Below are 16,752 nucleotides of genomic sequence, written 5' to 3'. Positions count from 1 at the left end.
GCCCCGACCCTAGCGAGCGGATGTCCCGCGGCGCATCACCGGGTCCTCCCGCGTTTCATCGGGCCGTCTGAAGGAACGCGGTCAGCCAGCAGACGTGAGAGCAGTCGTGAACAAGGCGACATCCAACGCAGCAACAGGAAGAGCCGGCCGGTCTGTGGCACGGAGGCCGTCGAGCGTGAGAGCCAGATACCGTCGCCACAGCTCGGGACGTGCATCGCTCATTTGGTACACACTGTTGAGCATCGCGAAGATCGGGACGATGTCCATGACGGTGACTCCTTCGCGGAGGACTCCTGCCCCACTGGCCCGCTCGAACAGAGGACTCAGTGCGGCGATGAGTTTCTCACCGGTCTGCTCGTTGGGGCCGAAGCCGTCATGTCCGAGGAATGTCTCGCACAAGCCCCGATCCTGCGCCTGATTCGCCGCAGTGATCTCGAAGAAGGTCACGATCGCAAGCCACGGGTCGTCGATCTCCAGCGCCGTTTGCACGTCAGCCAATGCAGAATCGATTGCCGCGACGTACAAGGTCTCGATGATGTCTCGCTTGCTGGCGAAATTCCGGTAGATCGTGCCGACCCCGACCCCCGCATGCTTGGCGATGTCCTCCAGCGTTGCAGAGAGACCTCGTCGAGCGAACACTTCACGCGCCGCCTGCACAAGGCGGTCGTTATTCAGGGTCGCGTCTCTGCGCCTGACGCGCTCACGGGGTTCGTCGGAGGGCATCAATTCATTATCGTCTCATTGTCGTCATCGTCACCGATCGGCTCAGTATCGTCACCGATCGGCCACCACGACTGTCGCCTCATCGGCTCTTGCAAAGGCGCGCACCTGCTCGGCCAGCAGGTCAAGTTCGGCGGACACCGCGGGCGAGGCGGTACCGAGGGGTGCTGCCGCCGTGCTGCGCAGAAACTGGCCGAACATGGCCACGAGCACGCCCTCGGGCGCCGTGTGCAACGCGCTGAAGCCGAACGGGACCGGCCGCGTCGGCAGGGCCTTCAGGTTCTGCCTCATGAGCCGGATCATGTCGCGGATCGCGCTCGGGTCGCCGGCCAGAGCCTCGAGGCCGCCCGCAGTGTGCACCGCCTGCCCGAGCGGCACTTCGAACGCTGCGTGCGTCTTGAGCCAGGCGTCCATCCGAGGCGCGGCCTTCGCGGTGAACCCCGCGGAGCGAAATGTCTGCACAATCCGTTCCAATCGCGGAGTGGTCCGGCCGTCGAGTTCGCCGATCGGCATCGAGACCAAACGGGTCAGCGGCGTGGTCCTCCGGTAACGGACTACCTCCGCATCCATGGTGCCGCCCTGATTGGCGAAACCGAGAAGCACCCGCTCCCGGCCGATCGCCGCGGCCCACGAGTCCGGGCCGGCCGCCCAGTTCACCATGAACAGCACGTCACCGTCGAGCCTGGCGAGCGACTCGAGCACAGCGTCCACCTGATGCGAGCGAACCAAGACGATGGTCAGGTCGTACCGACCGGCCGGCCGGCCGACCACGGGGACGGGGACCTGCCTGACGGCCGGGCTGTCGCCCTCTGCGAGCAGGACGCCATGCTCACGCAAGGCGGTCAGGCGCTCCCCTCGGGCGAGGAGCGAGACGTCGTGCCCGGCTTCATGCAGGCGGGCGGAGTACAAGCTCCCGAGCACGCCGGCACCGTACACGAGGACTCTCATGTGCCGCGAAGGCGCGGCGTGGCCGTTGACCGCATCTTCGGACGCCGAAGCCGGGTGCGTGTTCACGTCAGACAAGGAGACTCCTTCAGATCGCCAAGCGGAATAAATCATTCCGCTTCGACCGTACCTGAATCGGAATGCTCCATTCCGCGGAGGCGCACCGTTCCGTGAAGACGGCCAACGGTTTCTGCACCGGACGCCCCATTCCGTCTGCCCCGACCCTGGCGAGCGGATGTCCCGCGGCGCATCACCGGGTTCGCGGCGCTCGGCCGGCACCTGCCTCGGCGCCGTGCACATCGGGCTCGATGCGGAACTCTGGTGCCCACGTGACGAGCAACCACGCCGGCAGCACGACCACGCACAGGATCGGGAGCACGGCGACATCGCCGCAGACGGCGACCGCGAGGAACAGCGAGATCCAGCCGTCCCTGGTCACGACGAGCACGATGCCGAGCACGCCGCACGCCACAGCCAGGCCGATCGGCATCGACGGGATGAGCACGTGGCCGAGGAGACCGAGTGCGACGCCGATGAACGTCGCGGGGAAGACACGACCGCCTCGGAACAACGCGCTCGCCGCGATGAGCAGCGCGAGGATCTTGATGCCCGCGATCGCCGCGAGTTCGGCGCCGTCCAGCTCATCGGCCTGGTTCAGCAGCTCGCCCATCTGCGTGAGCCCCTTGAACATGGTGATCGGACCGCCGAGCATGCCGAGCAGGCCGAGCAGCACGCCGCCGACGGTGGGAATCAGCACCGGGTGGCGCAGTGCGTGCATGGCACGGTAGATCCAGGGGAATGCGAACAGTGCCGCGAGCCCGACGACCGTCGCACCGCACGCGACGAGGGCGCCGGTCGCGAGGTCCCCGGGTTCGACTTGGCCGATGGGCGGCAAGCTGAAGGCGAGCGGCGGCGCGCCGAGGAGGTGCATCGTGATGGAACCGGCACCGGCCGCCGCGACCGGCAGGAAGAGCCGGTCCCAGAGCGACCCGCCCGACTTCAGCGCGGCCACGATGCCCGTGAAGACGAGCGCGGCGGCCACGGGTGTGCCGAACAGGGCGCCGATCGTGCCCGATGCGGCGAGCAGCGTCGTGAGCTGGGCGGGCGCCTGCGGCATGAGCCGTGCGACGACCGCCACGAGGATCGCCGTGTTGATGGCGATGATCGGGTTCTCGGGGCCGAGGCTCACGCCGCCCGCGAGCCCGAGCACGGTGACGAGTGCGAGCCCCGGCAGGGTCGCGACCGGCAGCGGCGGCCCGACGAGCTCGGTCGTCGCCGAGTCGGGCCCGCCGTGCCCCGGCACGAATCGCAGCGCGAGCCCGACCGCGAGTCCGGTGACGGTGAGCACGAGCAGGATCCACCACCCCGAGGGGTCGACGCCGAGTGCGTCGGGCGCCGCCTCCCAGATCAGGCTCTGCAGCGCACCCGACACTCGATCGAGCGCCCACAGCACGAGCGCCGACACGATGCCGATGGCGAGCGCCGGCACGGCGAGGAGAAGCAGTCGCCGCGGCGACGCATCCGGATCCTTCGGCGGTAGGGCGAGTGTCATCGGTACGCCTCCCGCGGCCAGAGTATCGCTGTAGTCGGTCGAAGTATGGACGCGCCGAGCCATCAAGCGATAGGTTTCACCTCAGCGGCGCTCATGGGGGGCGCTCACCCCTTGAAAGGCTGCGCACATGAGTCTGTGGACAAATTTCTGGGATCTGATCTGGTGGTTCCTCTGGGTATTCGCGTTCATCGCCTACCTGTACGCGCTGTTCGCGATCATCGCCGACCTGTTCCGCGACCAGAAGCTGAACGGCTGGTGGAAGGCATTGTGGATCATTTTCCTCGTCTTCGTACCGTTCCTCACGGCGCTGGTCTACCTCATCGCCCGCGGCAACGGCATGGCCGAGCGCGCGCAGAAGGACTACAGGCAGGCCGAAGCCGCGACCCAGGAGTACATCCGTCAGACAGCCGGGGCCCACAGCCCTGCAGATGAGATCGCGAAGGCCAAGGCCCTCCTCGACTCGGGCACCATCACCCAGCAGGAGTACGAACTGCTGAAGGCCAAGGCGCTCGCGCACCCCACGCAGAACGCCTGATCTCAGACGACAGCTGAGAGGGTCGGATGCTTCGGCATTCGACCCTCTTCGCGTCTCCGTCTTCGGTGGTCGAGCCCGCCGCGGCAGAGCCCGCCGAAGCTCACTTGCTGGTTGAGCCTGTCGAAACCACCGGAACGAGCACCTCCGAGACCGGCACCGCCGCGACATCCGTCACCGCGTGCCCGTGAGTGACGGCCGAGTTGCGGAGGAAGACGATGATCCAGCTGAAGATCAGCACCGCAGCGACGAGTTCGACGGCGGTGAGGTTGTAGTACCCGGTCGTGAAGAACACGGCGAGCACGACGATCACGCCGACGTAGACGTATCCGAGCAGGATGAACACCTTCGGCATCGACCGGATGAACCAGCGCAACCCGATCACGAGCACCGCGAAGGCGATCGTCATGCCCGTCGCGACGGTGTTGTGCAGAATGAAGAACTGGTCGACCGGGAAGATTCCGACGCATCCGAGGAAGATGCCCATGAGGATCATGCCGACTCGCACGATGTTGCGACCACGCACCTCTGCGGGCGTCGTCGTCGGCACGGCCGCCGTCGCGTACCGGGCGATCGTCGTGACGATCACGCCCGCGATGATGAGCGTCATGTTGAATGCGAGCGCCGAGACATCGTTCGTCATTCCGAGCGCGCTCAGGTTCTGCTGCCACCACAGTGGATTGCTCGAGCTGAGCATGCTCGCGAGCGCACCGACGACGAGGAACAGGGCGAGCACGAACGACAGCAGCATCGGCGTGAGGTGGGCGGCGGAGAGGAACACCGCGTAGGCGGTGACCGCCATGCCGACCCCGGCGAGCACCGCGCCGGGGAACGTGAAGACGACCGCGCCCTGGAAGCTGCGTTCGAGCAGGTCGGCGAGACCGACCCAGCCGAGGAGCGCGATGAACGCATGGGCGAGAGCGACCGCCGTGAGATCGAACCAGTGGATGCGCGCCCCGGGTGCGTCCAGGCCGGGCAGCTTCGCCTCGGGAAGACCCGCCGCGCTGCGCGTGCGCAGGGCCAGACGGCCGAGCACGAACGCGACGAGCGTGGCGATCGCGGCGCCGATGCCGACGAACTCGCCGAGAGATCCCCGGCCGGCGATCTCCAGGTCGCGACCGAGGAAGGCGAGCCACGCGACGAGACCGCCGACGAGGAAGGTGGCGGCGCCGATGAGCAGGGCGATCGACTCGAGCGATTCGGCATTGGCCGCCGGATGCCGCAGCACACGGGGGATCGACGACGGTTCGTGAGTGATGTTCGCGGTGTCTCGGCTCACGTGCTCAGCTTGCCATGATCCACCCGCCGGTCGAGTAGCGACGCCCACCGCCGGTCGAGTAGCGACGCAGGAGCGTCACCTCGTTGGTCGAGTAGCGACGCAGGAGCGTATCGAGACCCGTCACCAGGTCTCGATACGGCGCTGGCGCGCCTACTCGACCAGCGGTGGGCGGCGCTGGCGCGCCTACTCGACCAGCGGTGGGCGACGCAGGAGCGTCACCTCGTTGGTCGAGTAGCGACGCAGGAGCGTATCGAGACCCGTCACCAGGTCTCGATACGGCGCTGCGCGCCTACTCGACCAGCGGTGGGCGGCGCTGGCGCGCCTACTCGACCAGCGAGCGCGTCAGCCCTTGATCGGGTCGAGCACCTCGAGCATCGAGCCCTGCACGAACCCGGCCCACTCGTATGCGGCGCGCAGGTAGTCGTCGCGCGTCTCGTCGGACTCCGCCTCGTCTTCGTCGACGATGCCGACCCGCTCGGCGAGGATGAGGCGCAGGTCGGTGAGGAACGTCAGCCAGCCCCACGCCTCCGACTGGTCGAGCTCGATCTGCACGAGCCCGCCCTGTTCATCGACGGCGGTCGCGTCGCGCACGCGCTGGGCCGCCTGGCGCTTGCCGTCGACGAGGTTGTCTCGGGTGTAGCGGGTGAAGTCGTGCGCCGCGGCCGCGTCGTCGGGGTAGGCGTCGGGCAGCAGCCGGCCGAGCGCCGGGTCGTCGGCTTCGCCGAGCAGCAGCACCGAGTCGACCTGGTCGGCGAGCTCGGAGAGGAGCATCGCCTCTTCGATCTCGAGCACGATGCGAACGCCCTCGCCGCCGCCGAGGCCCGCGACGATCACGGCTCGTCTTTCGCGACGGTCGCCTGCAGACCGTAGCCGTGCATCGCCTGCGCGTGCCGCTCCATGGCCTCGCGGTTGCCGGTCGCCACGATCGCCCTGCCCTCGGTGTGCACGAGCAGCATGAGGCGTTCGGCCTCCTCGCGGGGGAACCCGAAGTAGCTGCGGAACACGTAGCTGACGTACGTCATGAGGTTCACGGGGTCATCCCACACGATCGTGCGCCACGGCACCTCGGCCGTGGCACGCACGACGCGATCGGTGTCGAGTTGCTCGATGGTGGTCGTCATTGCTCAAGCCTGACACGATGCGGCGATGCCCGCATCCCGCAGGTAGCGTCGAATGGTGACTGAACGCATCGATATCGCCGTCGTCGGGCTCGGAGCCCTCGGATCCTCCGCGCTCTGGCGCCTCGCCGAACGCGGGGTGAAGGTCGTCGGCTTCGAACGATTCCCCGTGGCGCACGCGCTCGGGTCGACGCACGGTGCCACTCGACTCTTCCGCGAGGCGTGCCTCGAGCACTCGGGACTCACCCCGATCGCCCAGCTCTCACGATCGTTGTTCCGCGAGCTCGAGGGACGCTCCGGCGAGGAGCTGCTGCGCATCACCGGCGGGGTCATGATCGGCGACGAGCGATCGGATGTCGTGGCGGGCACGCGCGCCGCGGCATCCGCTCATTCACTCGCCCTCGAACTCATCGACGCGGCCGAGATCTCGCGCCGGTTCCCGCAGCAGGCGGGCATTCGACCTTCGGATGTCGCCGTGCTCGACCCCGGCGCCGGGGTCGCGTTCCCCGAGCCGACGGTGCGCGCGGCCATTGCGCGGGCGCAGGCGCTCGGTGCGCGGGTGCTCGAGCGCACGCATGTCGTCGCGGTCGAGCCCGGGACCGACGGCGTGCGGGTGCGCACCGAGGAGGGCGAGTGGCTCGCCGATCGGGTCGTGCTCACCGAGGGCGCCTGGCTCGCGGAGGCGGTGCCGGAGTTGTCGCTGCATCCCATCCGCACGCCGATGACGTGGTTCACGCCGGCCGACGGCCGCTCGGCGAGCGAGTCCGGCTACGGCCTCGACGACTTCCCGGTCTTCGTGCGCCAGCTCTCGGCGAGCGACGTGCTCTGGGGCCACGGCGCCGTCGGCGATGTCGCGGGCGACGTGCTCGGCGGCCTCGTGAAGGCCGGAGTCGGCGACATCTGGACGGAGCGACCGCCGCGGCTCGAGCCCGACCGCATGGATCGCGGCGTCACGCGCGCCGACTGGCAGCACGTCGCCCGTCTGCTCGAGGCCGCACTGCCCGCCATCGACCCCGTGCCCGCGCGCGTCGACCCGTGCATGATCACGCTCTCGCCCGACGACCAGTTCGTCGTCGGAGTCTCGCCGACCGACCCGCGCATCGTCGTCGGCGGCGGCGACAGCGGGCACGCGTTCAAGCACGCACCCGCGCTCGGCGAATTGCTCGCTCGCGCCGCGCTCGGTGAGGATCAGCCGGTGGAGACCGACTTCATCGATCCCTCGCGCTTCTCGCGCTGACTCACGGCCGTCGCGAGGCGGTGACCGTGAACTTCGCGTTGCGCGCGATCTGCCGGGTCGGCCCGACGACACGTTCGAGGAGCGCCCGGTAGCGCAGGTGCGAATTCCACACGCACCAGAGCTCGCCATCCGGGGCGAGCACGCGCGCGGCGTCGGCGAAGAGGTGGGCGGCGATGCCGGTCGAGATCGCCGCATCGCTGTGGAACGGCGGGTTCAGCACGATGAGCGGCTCGCTCGCATCGGCGAAGGATTCGAGGCCGTCGGCCTGCTCGACGCGCACACGATCGGCCACCCCGTTCGCCTCGGCGGTCAGCCGAGCGGATGCCGCGGCCGCCGCCGAGCGATCGGTCGCCGTCACCCGCAGCGCGGGTCGCGCTCGCGCGAGCCACGCCGCCACCACGCCCGTGCCGCACGCGAGATCGACGGCGGTCGCGGCATCCGGAACCGCATCGCCCAGTTGCTCGAGCAGGAACCGCGTGCCGATGTCGATGCCGGTGCCCGCGAAGACCCCGCCGTACGCGACGACCACGAGGCCGACGTCGTCATGACGCGTGCGTCGCGGCCAGTCGGCATCCATTGGTCGACGAGACCCCGCGACCTGGTCTCCATCGGCACCCGTCGGTCGAGTAGGCGCGCCAGCGCCGTATCGAGACCCCGCGACCTGGTCTCCATCGGCACCCGTCGGTCGAGTAGGCGCGCCAGCGCCGTATCGAGACCCCGCGACCTGGTTTCGATACGCTCCTTCGACGCTCCTCGACCGACGTGGCTCGCGCGCGATGAGCACCCGCGACTTCTGGCGTGCATGACTCACGTCCAGCCGCTCGAAGTGCCGTGTGAGCACCTCGTTCATCGCGAGCGACATGTGCTTGATGCGACCGCCGGCGACGACCACGACGTCGCGATGAGCATTCGCCGCGATGAGCTCCGCCAGTTCGTCGAGCCGGTCGAGCGAGCGCGGCAATCGCAACACCACGAGGCGTGCGCCCTCGAAGAGCTCGGCGCCGAGCGGCATCGACTGCGCCGCACCCTCGAGCCGCAGTCGACGGGCGTTCTCGGCGAGTGCCCGCTCGCCCGTGATGAGGTCCTGATGCACGCGGATGCCGCGGCCTCCCGCGTCCGCCACGGCGAGCGCGAGCGCCCCGTACAGGTCGTCGACGACGACGATCTCCCCCGGCCCCGCCGGGCCGATGAACTCCGCGGCTTCATCGAGGATCAGCCGGTCCGCGGCATCCGAAGCCTCGAGCCCTGGGCCCTCGACGTCGGGGTGGCGCCGCAGTGCGCGGAAGTCGAAGGGCATCCGTCAAGGGTACGCGGGCGTCCATGAAACCCGCGCGCCCGGTCACGAACGGCATTGCTGGGTGCGGTTGTCGGCGGGGTTTGCTACTCTCGGTGCCGCATGCAGGACGCACGAGCCCGGGGACGACGGGCGGCGCGACACGGAGTCGCGACGCCAGTGACGCGTACCCCGCCAACCGCGCCCACCCCGCGCACCGCCCACTCGTCATCGCGCCCGCCGCGTCGCTCGCTCGCCGCAGCCGCCGTGCTCTCGGTGATCGGGCTGCTCGCCGGCCTCGCCCTGGCCCCCTCGTCGCAGCCCGGAGGCGTGCTTCCCTTCGCCGCTGCGAACGCGCCGCAACTGGGCGACGTGCAAACGCTCGACGTCGCAGCGGATGTCACGGGGCCGGCGATCTCGCACGAGTCCTACGTCGCGACCACGGGCGAGCAGACACTCGTGCTGGGTGGCACGAACGTGGACTGGGCCAAGCTCGTGCTCATCGAAGGCGAGTGGCCGGTCAGCGAAGAGAACATCACGTTCATGATGCGCTGGATGCGTCAGGAGAACGGCGCCGACAACTGGTGGAACCGCAACAACCCGCTGAACAACGGACAGGGGTCGGGCGGCGGCGCAGGACTCGGCAGCTACGCCACCCTCATGGAGGCCGCCTTCTACGCCGCGCAGAACCTGCAGTCGGGCCGCTACCCCGACGTCGATGCCGCCCTCGGTCGCGGCGACTCGGCCGACGCGACCGCGCAGGCGATCTGGGCCTCGGCGTGGGCGTCGAGCCACTACGGCAACGGCACCCACTGGAGCTCGCGGCCCTATGAGGTCATCGAAGCGCCCGCCTCGGCGTGGGGGCGCTGAGCGTCTAGAGCAACCAGTGCGGCGGTCATCCGCGTTCCAGCGGCCGCCACACGACGACGGCGTTCTCGCGTCGCATGCGAGTGCCGGCTCGAAGCGAGACGACTTCTCCGGCAGACCCCGCGGCGAAGACGCGGCGCCCCGGACGGTTCAGCATCTCGTCGGCGAGCGCCCCTTCGAGTTCGCGCACGCGCGCCTGCAGCATGATCACCTCGTCTTCGAGGCCGAGCACCCGGCGGATACCCTCGAGGCTCACACCCTCGCTCGAGAGTTGCGCGATCTCGCGCAACTGCGCGACATCGCGCATCGAGTAGCGCCGCGACTTGCCCGCGGTGCGGGTGGGTGAAACGAGACCGAGTCGGTCGTACTGGCGCAGGGTCTGGGGGTGCATGCTCGCGAGTTCAGCGGCGACCGAGATGACGAACAGCGGGCTCGTCTCGTTCATCTCCACCGACTATGCCTTCGCCTTCGAGAGCAGCTCGTCGCGAGGGTTCTCGTCGGGCAGCAGCGCGGCGAACTCCGCGAGTTTCTCCTCGGCGTCTTTCGAGAGGTGCGAGGGCACCGCGATCTGCACGACCGCGAGCAGGTCTCCTGTGCCTTTGGCGGTCTGCACGCCGCGGCCCTTGACGCGCAGCACGCGCCCGCTCGGGGTTCCGGGTGCGACACGCAGCTTGACGGGGTCGCCCCCGAGGGTGGGCACTTGGATGGTCGCGCCGAGCGCGGCCTCGGCGAAGGTCACCGGCACGTTGACCCGAAGGTTCAGGCCGTCGCGCTCGAACACGGGATGTTTGCGCACACTCACGGTGAGCACGAGGTCTCCGGGATCGCCACCGTCGGGCGACGGATGGCCCTTGCCGCGGAGCTTGATCTTCTGGCCGTCGGCGACACCGGCGGGGATTCGCACGGTGATCGGATTGCCGTCGGAGGTCTGCAGGGTGATCTGCTCGCCCTTGGTGGCGGTGACGAAATCGAGGGTCGTCGACGCCGCGACATCCCGACCCCTCGACGGGCCGCCCTGACCGCGGTAGCCGCCGCTCGGCTGGCCGAACCGGCCACCGCCGAAGAGCCCGCCGAGCAGGTCGTCGTAGTCGCCGCCCTGCTGGAAGGTGTACGACTGGCTGCGGCCCCCGCCGCCCTGGCCGAACATGCCGCCGAAGACGTCTTCGAAGCCGCCCGCGTCGCCGGCGTTGCCGGGCGCGGTGAACCGAGCGCCCGAGCCCATCGCGCGAACCGCGTCGTACTCTTTGCGCTGCTCGGGATCGGAGAGCACCGAGTGTGCTTCGCTGATCTCCTTGAACTTCGCCTCGGCCGCGGCATCACCCGCGTTGGAGTCGGGGTGGTACTTGCGTGCGAGCTTGCGGTACGTCTTCTTCAGCTCTGCATCGCTCACGTCTTTGGAGACGCCGAGCACCTTGTAGAAGTCCTTGTCGAACCAATCCTGACTGGCCATCGGCACCCCCTCTTCTGAAATCTAGTCGTGTGTGTCGGTCGTGTCGGCCGTTTGCGGCCCATCCGTTGGTCGAGTAGGCCGCCTGCGGCCCATCCGTTGGTCGAGTAGGCCGCCTGCGGCCGTATCGAGACCCGATGACCAGGTCTCGATGCGCTCCTTCGTCGCCTACTCGACCAACGGGTACGGGCTACTGCGGCGTCTTCACGACGACCTTCGCCGCGCGAAGCAGCGTGCCGCCGAGCGTGTAGCCCGTTTCGACGACGTCGGCGACCGTGTCGTTCTCGACTTCGTCGGAAGGCTGCTGGAAGATCGCCTCGTGCCGCTGCGGGTCGAACGGCTCGCCGACCTCGCCGAACGCGGTGAGGCCGAGCTTCTCGATCGAGCCGCGCAGCTTCGCCGCGATGGTCGCGAACGGAGCGTCGCCCTCGAGGTCACCGTGCTTCTCGGCACGGTCGAGGTCGTCGAGCACGGGCAGCAGCACGGCCACCGCCGCGCCCACCGCACGCTCCCGCTCGACCTCTCGGTTCGCCTCGGTGCGCTTGCGGTAGTTGGCGTACTCGGCCGTGATGCGCTTGAGGTCGGCGAGGTGCTCGTCGCTCGGCTCCTGAACCTCGGCCTGCGCCGCGTTCAGGATGTCGTCGACCGTGAGCACCTCTTCGTCTTCGCCTGCAGCGGATGCCGCGGCATCCGTCGTCTCGATGTCGGGCCCCTCGGCCTGGATGAACTCGTCATCCAGACCGTCGGGCTCGTTCTCGTGCTGGTCGGACATGGCTACTTCTTCTCTTCGTCGTCGTCGATGACTTCGGCGTCGACCACGTCTTCGTCAGAGGACTGGTCGCTCTCGGCGCCCGACGCGTTCGAGTCTTCACCGGCAGCGGAGCTCGCGTCGGCCTGCTGGCCCTGCGCGTAGATCGCCTCACCGAGCTTGCCCTGCGATGCGTTGAGCTTCTCGAACGCACTCTTCACGGCCCCGTCGTCGTCGCCGGCGAGCGCCGACTTCAACGCATCGACATCGCCCTGCACCTCGGACTTGACGTCGGCGGGGAGCTTGTCGTCGTTGTCTGTGATGAGCTTCTCGATCGAGTAGACGAGCTGCTCGGCCTGGTTGCGGGTCTCGGCCGACTCGCGACGCGCCTTGTCTTCGGCGGCGTGCTCTTCAGCCTCGCGCACCATGCGGTCGATGTCGTCTTTCGGGAGGCTCGAGCCGCCCGAGATCGTCATGCGCTGCTCTTTGCCGGTGCCCTTGTCTTTCGCAGACACGTGCACGATGCCGTTGGCGTCGATGTCGAACGTGACCTCGATCTGCGGGATGCCCCGCGGCGCCGGCGCGATGCCGGTGAGCTCGAAGGTGCCGAGCGGCTTGTTGTCGCGGGTGAACTCGCGCTCGCCCTGGAAGACCTGGATCGCGACCGACGGCTGGTTGTCGTCGGCGGTCGTGAAGGTCTCGCTGCGCTTCGTGGGAATGGCGGTGTTGCGCTCGATGAGCTTCGTCATGATGCCGCCCTTGGTCTCGATGCCGAGGCTGAGGGGGGTGACGTCGATGAGCAGCACGTCTTTGCGCTCGCCCTTGAGGACGCCCGCCTGGAGTGCCGCGCCGACGGCGACGACCTCATCGGGGTTGACGCCCTTGTTGGGCTCCTGCCCGGTCTCTTTCTTGACGAGCTCGCTGACCGCGGGCATGCGCGTCGAACCACCGACGAGCACGACGTGCGCGATGTCGGAGAGCTTGACGCCGGCCTCGCGGATGACGTCTTCGAACGGCTTCTTGGTGCGGTCGAGCAGGTCACTCGTCATGTTCTCGAACTCGGCACGCGTGAGCGTCTCGTCGAGGTTGGCGGGGCCGTTCTCGGTGAGCGAGAGGTAGGGCAGCTGGATCGAGGTCTTCATGTTCGAAGACAGCTCTTTCTTGGCCTGCTCTGCGGCCTCCTTCAGGCGCTGCTTGGCGATCTTGTCGTTCGAGACGTCGACGCCGGTGGTCTCCTTGAACTTCTTGATGAGCCAGTCGACGATGCGCTGGTCCCAGTCGTCGCCGCCGAGGCGGTTGTCGCCCGCGGTCGACTTGACCTGGATCGTCGAGAAGTCGTCGTCTTTGCCCACCTCGAGCAGGGAGACGTCGAACGTGCCGCCACCGAGGTCGAAGACCAGGATGAGCTCGTCTTCCTTGCCCTTGTCGAGGCCGTAGGCGAGCGCGGCCGCGGTGGGCTCGTTGATGATGCGCAGCACGTTGAGGCCCGCGATCTCACCGGCCTCTTTGGTGGCCTGGCGCTCGGCGTCGTTGAAGTACGCGGGCACGGTGATGACCGCGTCGGTGACGGTGTCGCCGAGGTACTGCTCGGCGTCGCGCTTCAGCTTCTGCAGGATGCGCGCCGAGATCTCTTGCGGCGTGTACCGCTTGCCGTCGATCTCGTCGGTCTTCCAGTCGGTGCCCATGTGGCGCTTGACCGAAGCGATGGTGCGGTCGACGTTGGTGACCGCCTGGCGCTTCGCGGTCTCGCCGACGAGCACCTCGCCGTCTTTCGTGAATGCGACGACCGACGGAGTGGTGCGAAGACCTTCCGCGTTGGCGATGACTGTGGGCTCGCCGCCCTCGAGGACCGCGACGACCGAGTTGGTGGTGCCGAGGTCGATTCCTACTGCACGTGACATGTGTTTCTCCTTCTCTCCACCCGCCGACCGAGTGGCGTGCGACGCCGTCGCACGCATATCGAGACCCGCGGGCCGGATGCCGGTTCGACCCTTGCCGGCCCGCAACCGAAGTACGTGTGACAAGACTTGAGCCCTGCCGACTCAAGCTTCGCAGCCCCTCGGGAACGTGTCAAGTCGAGGGTGGGGAAACTTGAGTGTACTTGGCTCAACTCTCTGTCGACGTCCAGTATTCCTCGGCGGCGGCGATCGATTCCTCGAATCCGGCGATCGGCTTCTCGATCCCGGCGATCGTCTTCTCGATCCCGGCGATCGGCCTCGGGGTCGCGCAATGCCGGAATGTGCAGGAGACTTGCGTCACCTGTACCGAGGAGGACAAACTGTGCCTGAACCGATCGAAGTGGGTCTCGTCTCTTACACGCTCTCCGCCGACACGTACGCGCGGATCGGCGCTGACTTCGACACCGAGGCGGTCGACGACGCCATCCTCGCTCGACTGAACGAACTCGTGCCGGCCGGCGTCGTCGTGCATCGGAACGGCAAGGTGTTCGCCGATGCCGACGTCGCCGACGTCGCCCGCGAGCTCGACTGGCAGCACCTCCTGGCGCAGATCGACGTCGACCAGATCCTCGCCGACCACAGCCGCTGAGCCCCCTCAGCCACGCGTCGCCGAGTCCAGGCCGATCGCGGTCGCGAGCAGCGCGCGCAGCGCGGCGGGAATGCGCGACTCCTCCAGGGCGTCGACCATGATCGGCGCGAAGCGAGCCTTGCGCCCGCTGTGGGTGCCGAGGAAGCGGCGCAACTGCGCATCCGTCGGCCGTTCGCGCTGCGCCGGTTGGTGCTGAAAGCGTCGGAACCGGGCGATTTCGCCGTGCTCGGCGAGCAGCGCCTCCATACGCGCGATGCCGAGAGCATGGATCAGTTCGCCCTCGAGGTCGGGCTCGCACGCGTAGAACCCGAGCGCGGCGAGTTCGCTGCGGGTGCCCGCTCGTCCGAAGCCCTGATCCTCCACCGCGCGCTGCACGTATTCGATCTCGGGCGCGTCGAAGAGTCCGACGACGCGACGTCGATCGGATGCCGCCGCGAGCGCTCCGAGATGGCGCCAGAGGTTGGTCACGCCATCCATCGAGACGACCGTGACTCCGGCGCCGGCGAGGTCGTGCCCAAGTCGCGCCGCGAGCGCTTCGACCGCGAGCCGGTCACTGTGGCCTTCGACGAGCAGCACAGCTTCGGATGCCTCGTGCTGCACGTCGCCCCTCATGCGCCGACCCTACTCCCCGCTGCGATGGTGAGAGGCTTGACGGGCAATCACCGACCAGGAGGAACATGTCGCACGTCGACCCGATCGATCTGGCCAGCTGGCCGCGACGAGAGCACTACGAGCACTACCGTCGCGCCGTACCGTGCACCTACAGCGTGACGACCGAGATCGATGTGACCGCCCTGCGTACCGTGCTCCGAGCCGCAGGCCGCAAGACCTATCCGGCCCAGATCTACGTGCTCGCGACACTCGTGAACCGCTTCGCCGAGTTCCGCATGACCACGACCGACGGCGGCGCGCCGGGCACGTGGAGCGAGGTGCATCCGGCGTACACGGTGTTCAACGCCGAGCTCGAGACGTTCTCATGCATCTGGACGCCCTATGACGCCGACTTCGCGGTCTTCCACGACGCGGTCGCCGCCGACCTCGACCGGTTCAGCACGGCACCGGGCCTGTTCCCGCAGGGCGGGCCGCCGGCGAACGTGTTCGACGTGTCGAGCATCCCGTGGCTCGGCTTCACCGGCTTCACACTCGACATCACCGGCGGCGACGGGCACCTGGCGCCGATCTTCACGATCGGGCGGTTCGTCGAACGCGACGGGGCGACGTTCATGCCGCTGGCGCTGCAGATTCACCACGCGGCGGCCGACGGGTTCCATGCGGCGCGCTTCATGAACGAACTTCAGCTGATGGTCGACGACCCGAGCTGGGTCGGCCACTAGACGGGCGGCGCAAAGCGCCCTAAACTGCCGAAGTTGCGTCTTTCGCGCGGCATCAGGTCCGGTGAATCCGGTGAGGGAAGGAGTCGATCATGGCTGTCGTTGTCGTGAACCTCCACGTTCCCTTCACTTGCGAGGCCCCCTCCCGCTAAGAGCGGCCCGGTGGCCTCCGCGATCCACGGAGATCCACCTTGCACATCACTTCGTCACTCGACGTTTCTGCCGTGCTGCGTTCGCACGCGGCATCCCACGACCTCACGACCCCGCGTTTCGACGCGGGCGACCTCGCGTTCCAGACCACGGAACCCGGCGAGGACCAACGCTGGTCGACCTGGCCGGCGACCACTCCCTCCGAGCGCGGCCCCGAGCCGCGGCCCGCATGGCTCGTCACGGATGCCGCGGCGATCGACACCGAGCTCGGTGTCGTGAAGACCGGCAAGGAGGCCGACCTGAGCCTCATCGAACGAGCCGTGCCTGGCGCGGAACCCGGAACGCCAGGCAAGAGCGTGCTGCTCGCGGCGAAGCGATATCGGGGCACTGAGCACAGCGACTTCCACCGCTCCACGGTCTACACCGAAGGCCGCGGCACCCGCCGCAGCCGTGACGCACGCGCCGTCGCGAAGGGCTCGACGTTCGGCCGCGAGGTCGCACGCGTGCAGTGGGCCTACGCCGAGTTCGAGGCGCTGAAGCGACTCACCGAGCTCGGCGCATCCGTACCGTACCCGGTGCAGGTCGGCGGCACCGAGGTGCTCATGGAGTTCATCGGCGAGGGCCGGGTCGCGGCGCCGCGCCTCGCCCAGGTGCGAGCAACCCCCGATGAACTGCGAGATCTGTTCCATCAGATCGTGGAGTTCATGCGCACACTCGCGCACTCGGGGCTCGCGCACGGCGACCTCTCGCCGTACAACCTGCTCGTGCACGAGGGCCGAGTCGTCGCGATCGACCTGCCGCAGGTCGTCGACGTGGTCTCGAATCCGCAGGGCTTCGACCTGCTGCACCGCGACTGCAAGAACGTCTGCGACTGGTTCACCCGGCAGCGCCTCGAGTGCGATGCCGAGCAGCTCTTCAGTGAACTGGTCGCCGAGGTCTACAGCTGACCAGGGCCGGCCGAGCACGTGCAGTGCGGGGCCGGCCTTGGCCCACTCGACGAGCGCGA

General features: G+C 68.3%; 18 protein-coding genes. 6 read left to right on the top strand and 12 right to left on the bottom strand.

The window, feature by feature from the left end; translation table 11 throughout:
- Positions 1-81: 81 nt before the first annotated feature.
- The 3 genes from AC1C2R_RS09215 to AC1C2R_RS09205 form a co-directional block, all read right to left on the bottom strand.
- Positions 82-723, bottom strand: coding sequence for a TetR/AcrR family transcriptional regulator (locus AC1C2R_RS09215; protein ID WP_495379724.1), 642 nt, complete (start codon positions 721-723; stop codon positions 82-84).
- Positions 724-774: 51 nt separating this feature from the next.
- Positions 775-1,734, bottom strand: a complete 960-nt coding sequence (locus AC1C2R_RS09210; RefSeq protein ID WP_495379723.1) for a ketopantoate reductase family protein — start codon at positions 1,732-1,734, stop codon at positions 775-777.
- A gap of 181 nt (positions 1,735-1,915) precedes the next feature.
- A complete protein-coding gene (locus AC1C2R_RS09205; RefSeq protein ID WP_495379722.1) occupies positions 1,916-3,217 on the bottom strand; it encodes an ion channel protein in 1,302 nt (433 codons plus the stop codon).
- A gap of 127 nt (positions 3,218-3,344) precedes the next feature.
- Here AC1C2R_RS09205 and AC1C2R_RS09200 point away from each other — a divergent pair, with 127 nt between their 5' ends.
- Positions 3,345-3,752 (top strand): SHOCT domain-containing protein, encoded by a 408-nt coding sequence (locus tag AC1C2R_RS09200; RefSeq protein ID WP_495352174.1) that lies wholly within the window; start codon positions 3,345-3,347, stop codon positions 3,750-3,752.
- A 100-nt stretch (positions 3,753-3,852) separates the two neighbouring features.
- Here AC1C2R_RS09200 and AC1C2R_RS09195 read toward each other — a convergent pair whose 3' ends face one another.
- The 3 genes from AC1C2R_RS09195 to clpS form a co-directional block, all read right to left on the bottom strand.
- A complete protein-coding gene (locus AC1C2R_RS09195) occupies positions 3,853-5,028 on the bottom strand; it encodes a DUF998 domain-containing protein (protein WP_495379721.1) in 1,176 nt (391 codons plus the stop codon).
- Positions 5,029-5,370: 342 nt separating this feature from the next.
- The gene (locus AC1C2R_RS09190; protein WP_495352172.1) at positions 5,371-5,862 is read right to left on the bottom strand and encodes a DUF2017 family protein; all 492 of its coding nucleotides are present in this window, start codon (positions 5,860-5,862) and stop codon (positions 5,371-5,373) included.
- Positions 5,859-6,149, bottom strand: a complete 291-nt coding sequence (clpS, locus tag AC1C2R_RS09185; protein WP_495352171.1) for an ATP-dependent Clp protease adapter ClpS — start codon at positions 6,147-6,149, stop codon at positions 5,859-5,861. The genes AC1C2R_RS09190 and clpS overlap by 4 nt, the downstream gene beginning before the upstream one ends.
- Positions 6,150-6,204: 55 nt before the next feature.
- Between clpS and solA the strand changes: the two genes are divergently transcribed.
- A complete protein-coding gene (solA, locus tag AC1C2R_RS09180; protein ID WP_495379720.1) occupies positions 6,205-7,383 on the top strand; it encodes an N-methyl-L-tryptophan oxidase in 1,179 nt (392 codons plus the stop codon).
- A 1-nt stretch (position 7,384) separates the two neighbouring features.
- Here the strand turns inward: solA and AC1C2R_RS09175 are convergent, their stop codons facing one another.
- Entirely contained in the window at positions 7,385-8,680 is a 1,296-nt protein-coding gene (locus AC1C2R_RS09175; protein WP_495379719.1) for a class I SAM-dependent methyltransferase, read from the bottom strand.
- A gap of 156 nt (positions 8,681-8,836) precedes the next feature.
- On the opposite strand from AC1C2R_RS09175, the gene AC1C2R_RS09170 reads away from it, so the two are divergent.
- On the top strand, positions 8,837-9,526 hold the full coding sequence (locus tag AC1C2R_RS09170) for a hypothetical protein (protein WP_495352168.1): 690 nt from the start codon (positions 8,837-8,839) through the stop codon (positions 9,524-9,526).
- A 25-nt stretch (positions 9,527-9,551) separates the two neighbouring features.
- Here the strand turns inward: AC1C2R_RS09170 and AC1C2R_RS09165 are convergent, their stop codons facing one another.
- The 4 genes from AC1C2R_RS09165 to dnaK form a co-directional block, all read right to left on the bottom strand.
- Positions 9,552-9,968: a heat shock protein transcriptional repressor HspR gene (locus tag AC1C2R_RS09165; RefSeq protein ID WP_495352167.1), complete on the bottom strand. Its 417-nt coding sequence runs from the start codon at positions 9,966-9,968 to the stop codon at positions 9,552-9,554.
- A 9-nt stretch (positions 9,969-9,977) separates the two neighbouring features.
- On the bottom strand, positions 9,978-10,973 hold the full coding sequence (locus AC1C2R_RS09160; RefSeq protein ID WP_495352166.1) for a DnaJ C-terminal domain-containing protein: 996 nt from the start codon (positions 10,971-10,973) through the stop codon (positions 9,978-9,980).
- A 187-nt stretch (positions 10,974-11,160) separates the two neighbouring features.
- Entirely contained in the window at positions 11,161-11,742 is a 582-nt protein-coding gene (locus AC1C2R_RS09155; protein WP_495379718.1) for a nucleotide exchange factor GrpE, read from the bottom strand.
- A gap of 2 nt (positions 11,743-11,744) precedes the next feature.
- Positions 11,745-13,619, bottom strand: a complete 1,875-nt coding sequence (gene dnaK / locus AC1C2R_RS09150; RefSeq protein WP_495352164.1) for a molecular chaperone DnaK — start codon at positions 13,617-13,619, stop codon at positions 11,745-11,747.
- A 379-nt stretch (positions 13,620-13,998) separates the two neighbouring features.
- Here dnaK and AC1C2R_RS09145 point away from each other — a divergent pair, with 379 nt between their 5' ends.
- Positions 13,999-14,265, top strand: a complete 267-nt coding sequence (locus tag AC1C2R_RS09145; RefSeq protein WP_495352163.1) for a hypothetical protein — start codon at positions 13,999-14,001, stop codon at positions 14,263-14,265.
- A 6-nt stretch (positions 14,266-14,271) separates the two neighbouring features.
- Here AC1C2R_RS09145 and AC1C2R_RS09140 read toward each other — a convergent pair whose 3' ends face one another.
- Positions 14,272-14,877: a TOPRIM nucleotidyl transferase/hydrolase domain-containing protein gene (locus AC1C2R_RS09140; protein ID WP_495379717.1), complete on the bottom strand. Its 606-nt coding sequence runs from the start codon at positions 14,875-14,877 to the stop codon at positions 14,272-14,274.
- 65 nt (positions 14,878-14,942) lie between these two features.
- Here AC1C2R_RS09140 and catA point away from each other — a divergent pair, with 65 nt between their 5' ends.
- Positions 14,943-15,599, top strand: coding sequence for a type A chloramphenicol O-acetyltransferase (gene catA / locus AC1C2R_RS09135; RefSeq protein WP_495379716.1), 657 nt, complete (start codon positions 14,943-14,945; stop codon positions 15,597-15,599).
- A 221-nt stretch (positions 15,600-15,820) separates the two neighbouring features.
- On the top strand, positions 15,821-16,693 hold the full coding sequence (locus tag AC1C2R_RS09130) for a serine protein kinase RIO (protein ID WP_495379715.1): 873 nt from the start codon (positions 15,821-15,823) through the stop codon (positions 16,691-16,693).
- Positions 16,694-16,752: the final 59 nt, after the last annotated feature.

This window comes from Agromyces sp. Y182 (assembly GCF_059445385.1).
This window is presented reverse-complemented; position numbering and strand designations above follow the sequence as displayed.

What these genes read in the sequence shown, in the direction of transcription:
- AC1C2R_RS09215 (WP_495379724.1), bottom strand. Translation starts at nt 723, where the DNA reads ATGCCCTCCGACGAACCCCGTGAGCGCGTCAGGCGCAGAGACGCGACC.
- AC1C2R_RS09205 (WP_495379722.1), bottom strand. Translation starts at nt 3,217, where the DNA reads ATGACACTCGCCCTACCGCCGAAGGATCCGGATGCGTCGCCGCGGCGA.
- AC1C2R_RS09200 (WP_495352174.1), top strand. Translation starts at nt 3,345, where the DNA reads ATGAGTCTGTGGACAAATTTCTGGGATCTGATCTGGTGGTTCCTCTGG.
- clpS (WP_495352171.1), bottom strand. Translation starts at nt 6,149, where the DNA reads ATGACGACCACCATCGAGCAACTCGACACCGATCGCGTCGTGCGTGCC.
- AC1C2R_RS09175 (WP_495379719.1), bottom strand. Translation starts at nt 8,680, where the DNA reads ATGCCCTTCGACTTCCGCGCACTGCGGCGCCACCCCGACGTCGAGGGC.
- AC1C2R_RS09165 (WP_495352167.1), bottom strand. Translation starts at nt 9,968, where the DNA reads ATGAACGAGACGAGCCCGCTGTTCGTCATCTCGGTCGCCGCTGAACTC.
- AC1C2R_RS09160 (WP_495352166.1), bottom strand. Translation starts at nt 10,973, where the DNA reads ATGGCCAGTCAGGATTGGTTCGACAAGGACTTCTACAAGGTGCTCGGC.
- AC1C2R_RS09155 (WP_495379718.1), bottom strand. Translation starts at nt 11,742, where the DNA reads ATGTCCGACCAGCACGAGAACGAGCCCGACGGTCTGGATGACGAGTTC.
- dnaK (WP_495352164.1), bottom strand. Translation starts at nt 13,619, where the DNA reads ATGTCACGTGCAGTAGGAATCGACCTCGGCACCACCAACTCGGTCGTC.
- AC1C2R_RS09140 (WP_495379717.1), bottom strand. Translation starts at nt 14,877, where the DNA reads ATGAGGGGCGACGTGCAGCACGAGGCATCCGAAGCTGTGCTGCTCGTC.
- catA (WP_495379716.1), top strand. Translation starts at nt 14,943, where the DNA reads ATGTCGCACGTCGACCCGATCGATCTGGCCAGCTGGCCGCGACGAGAG.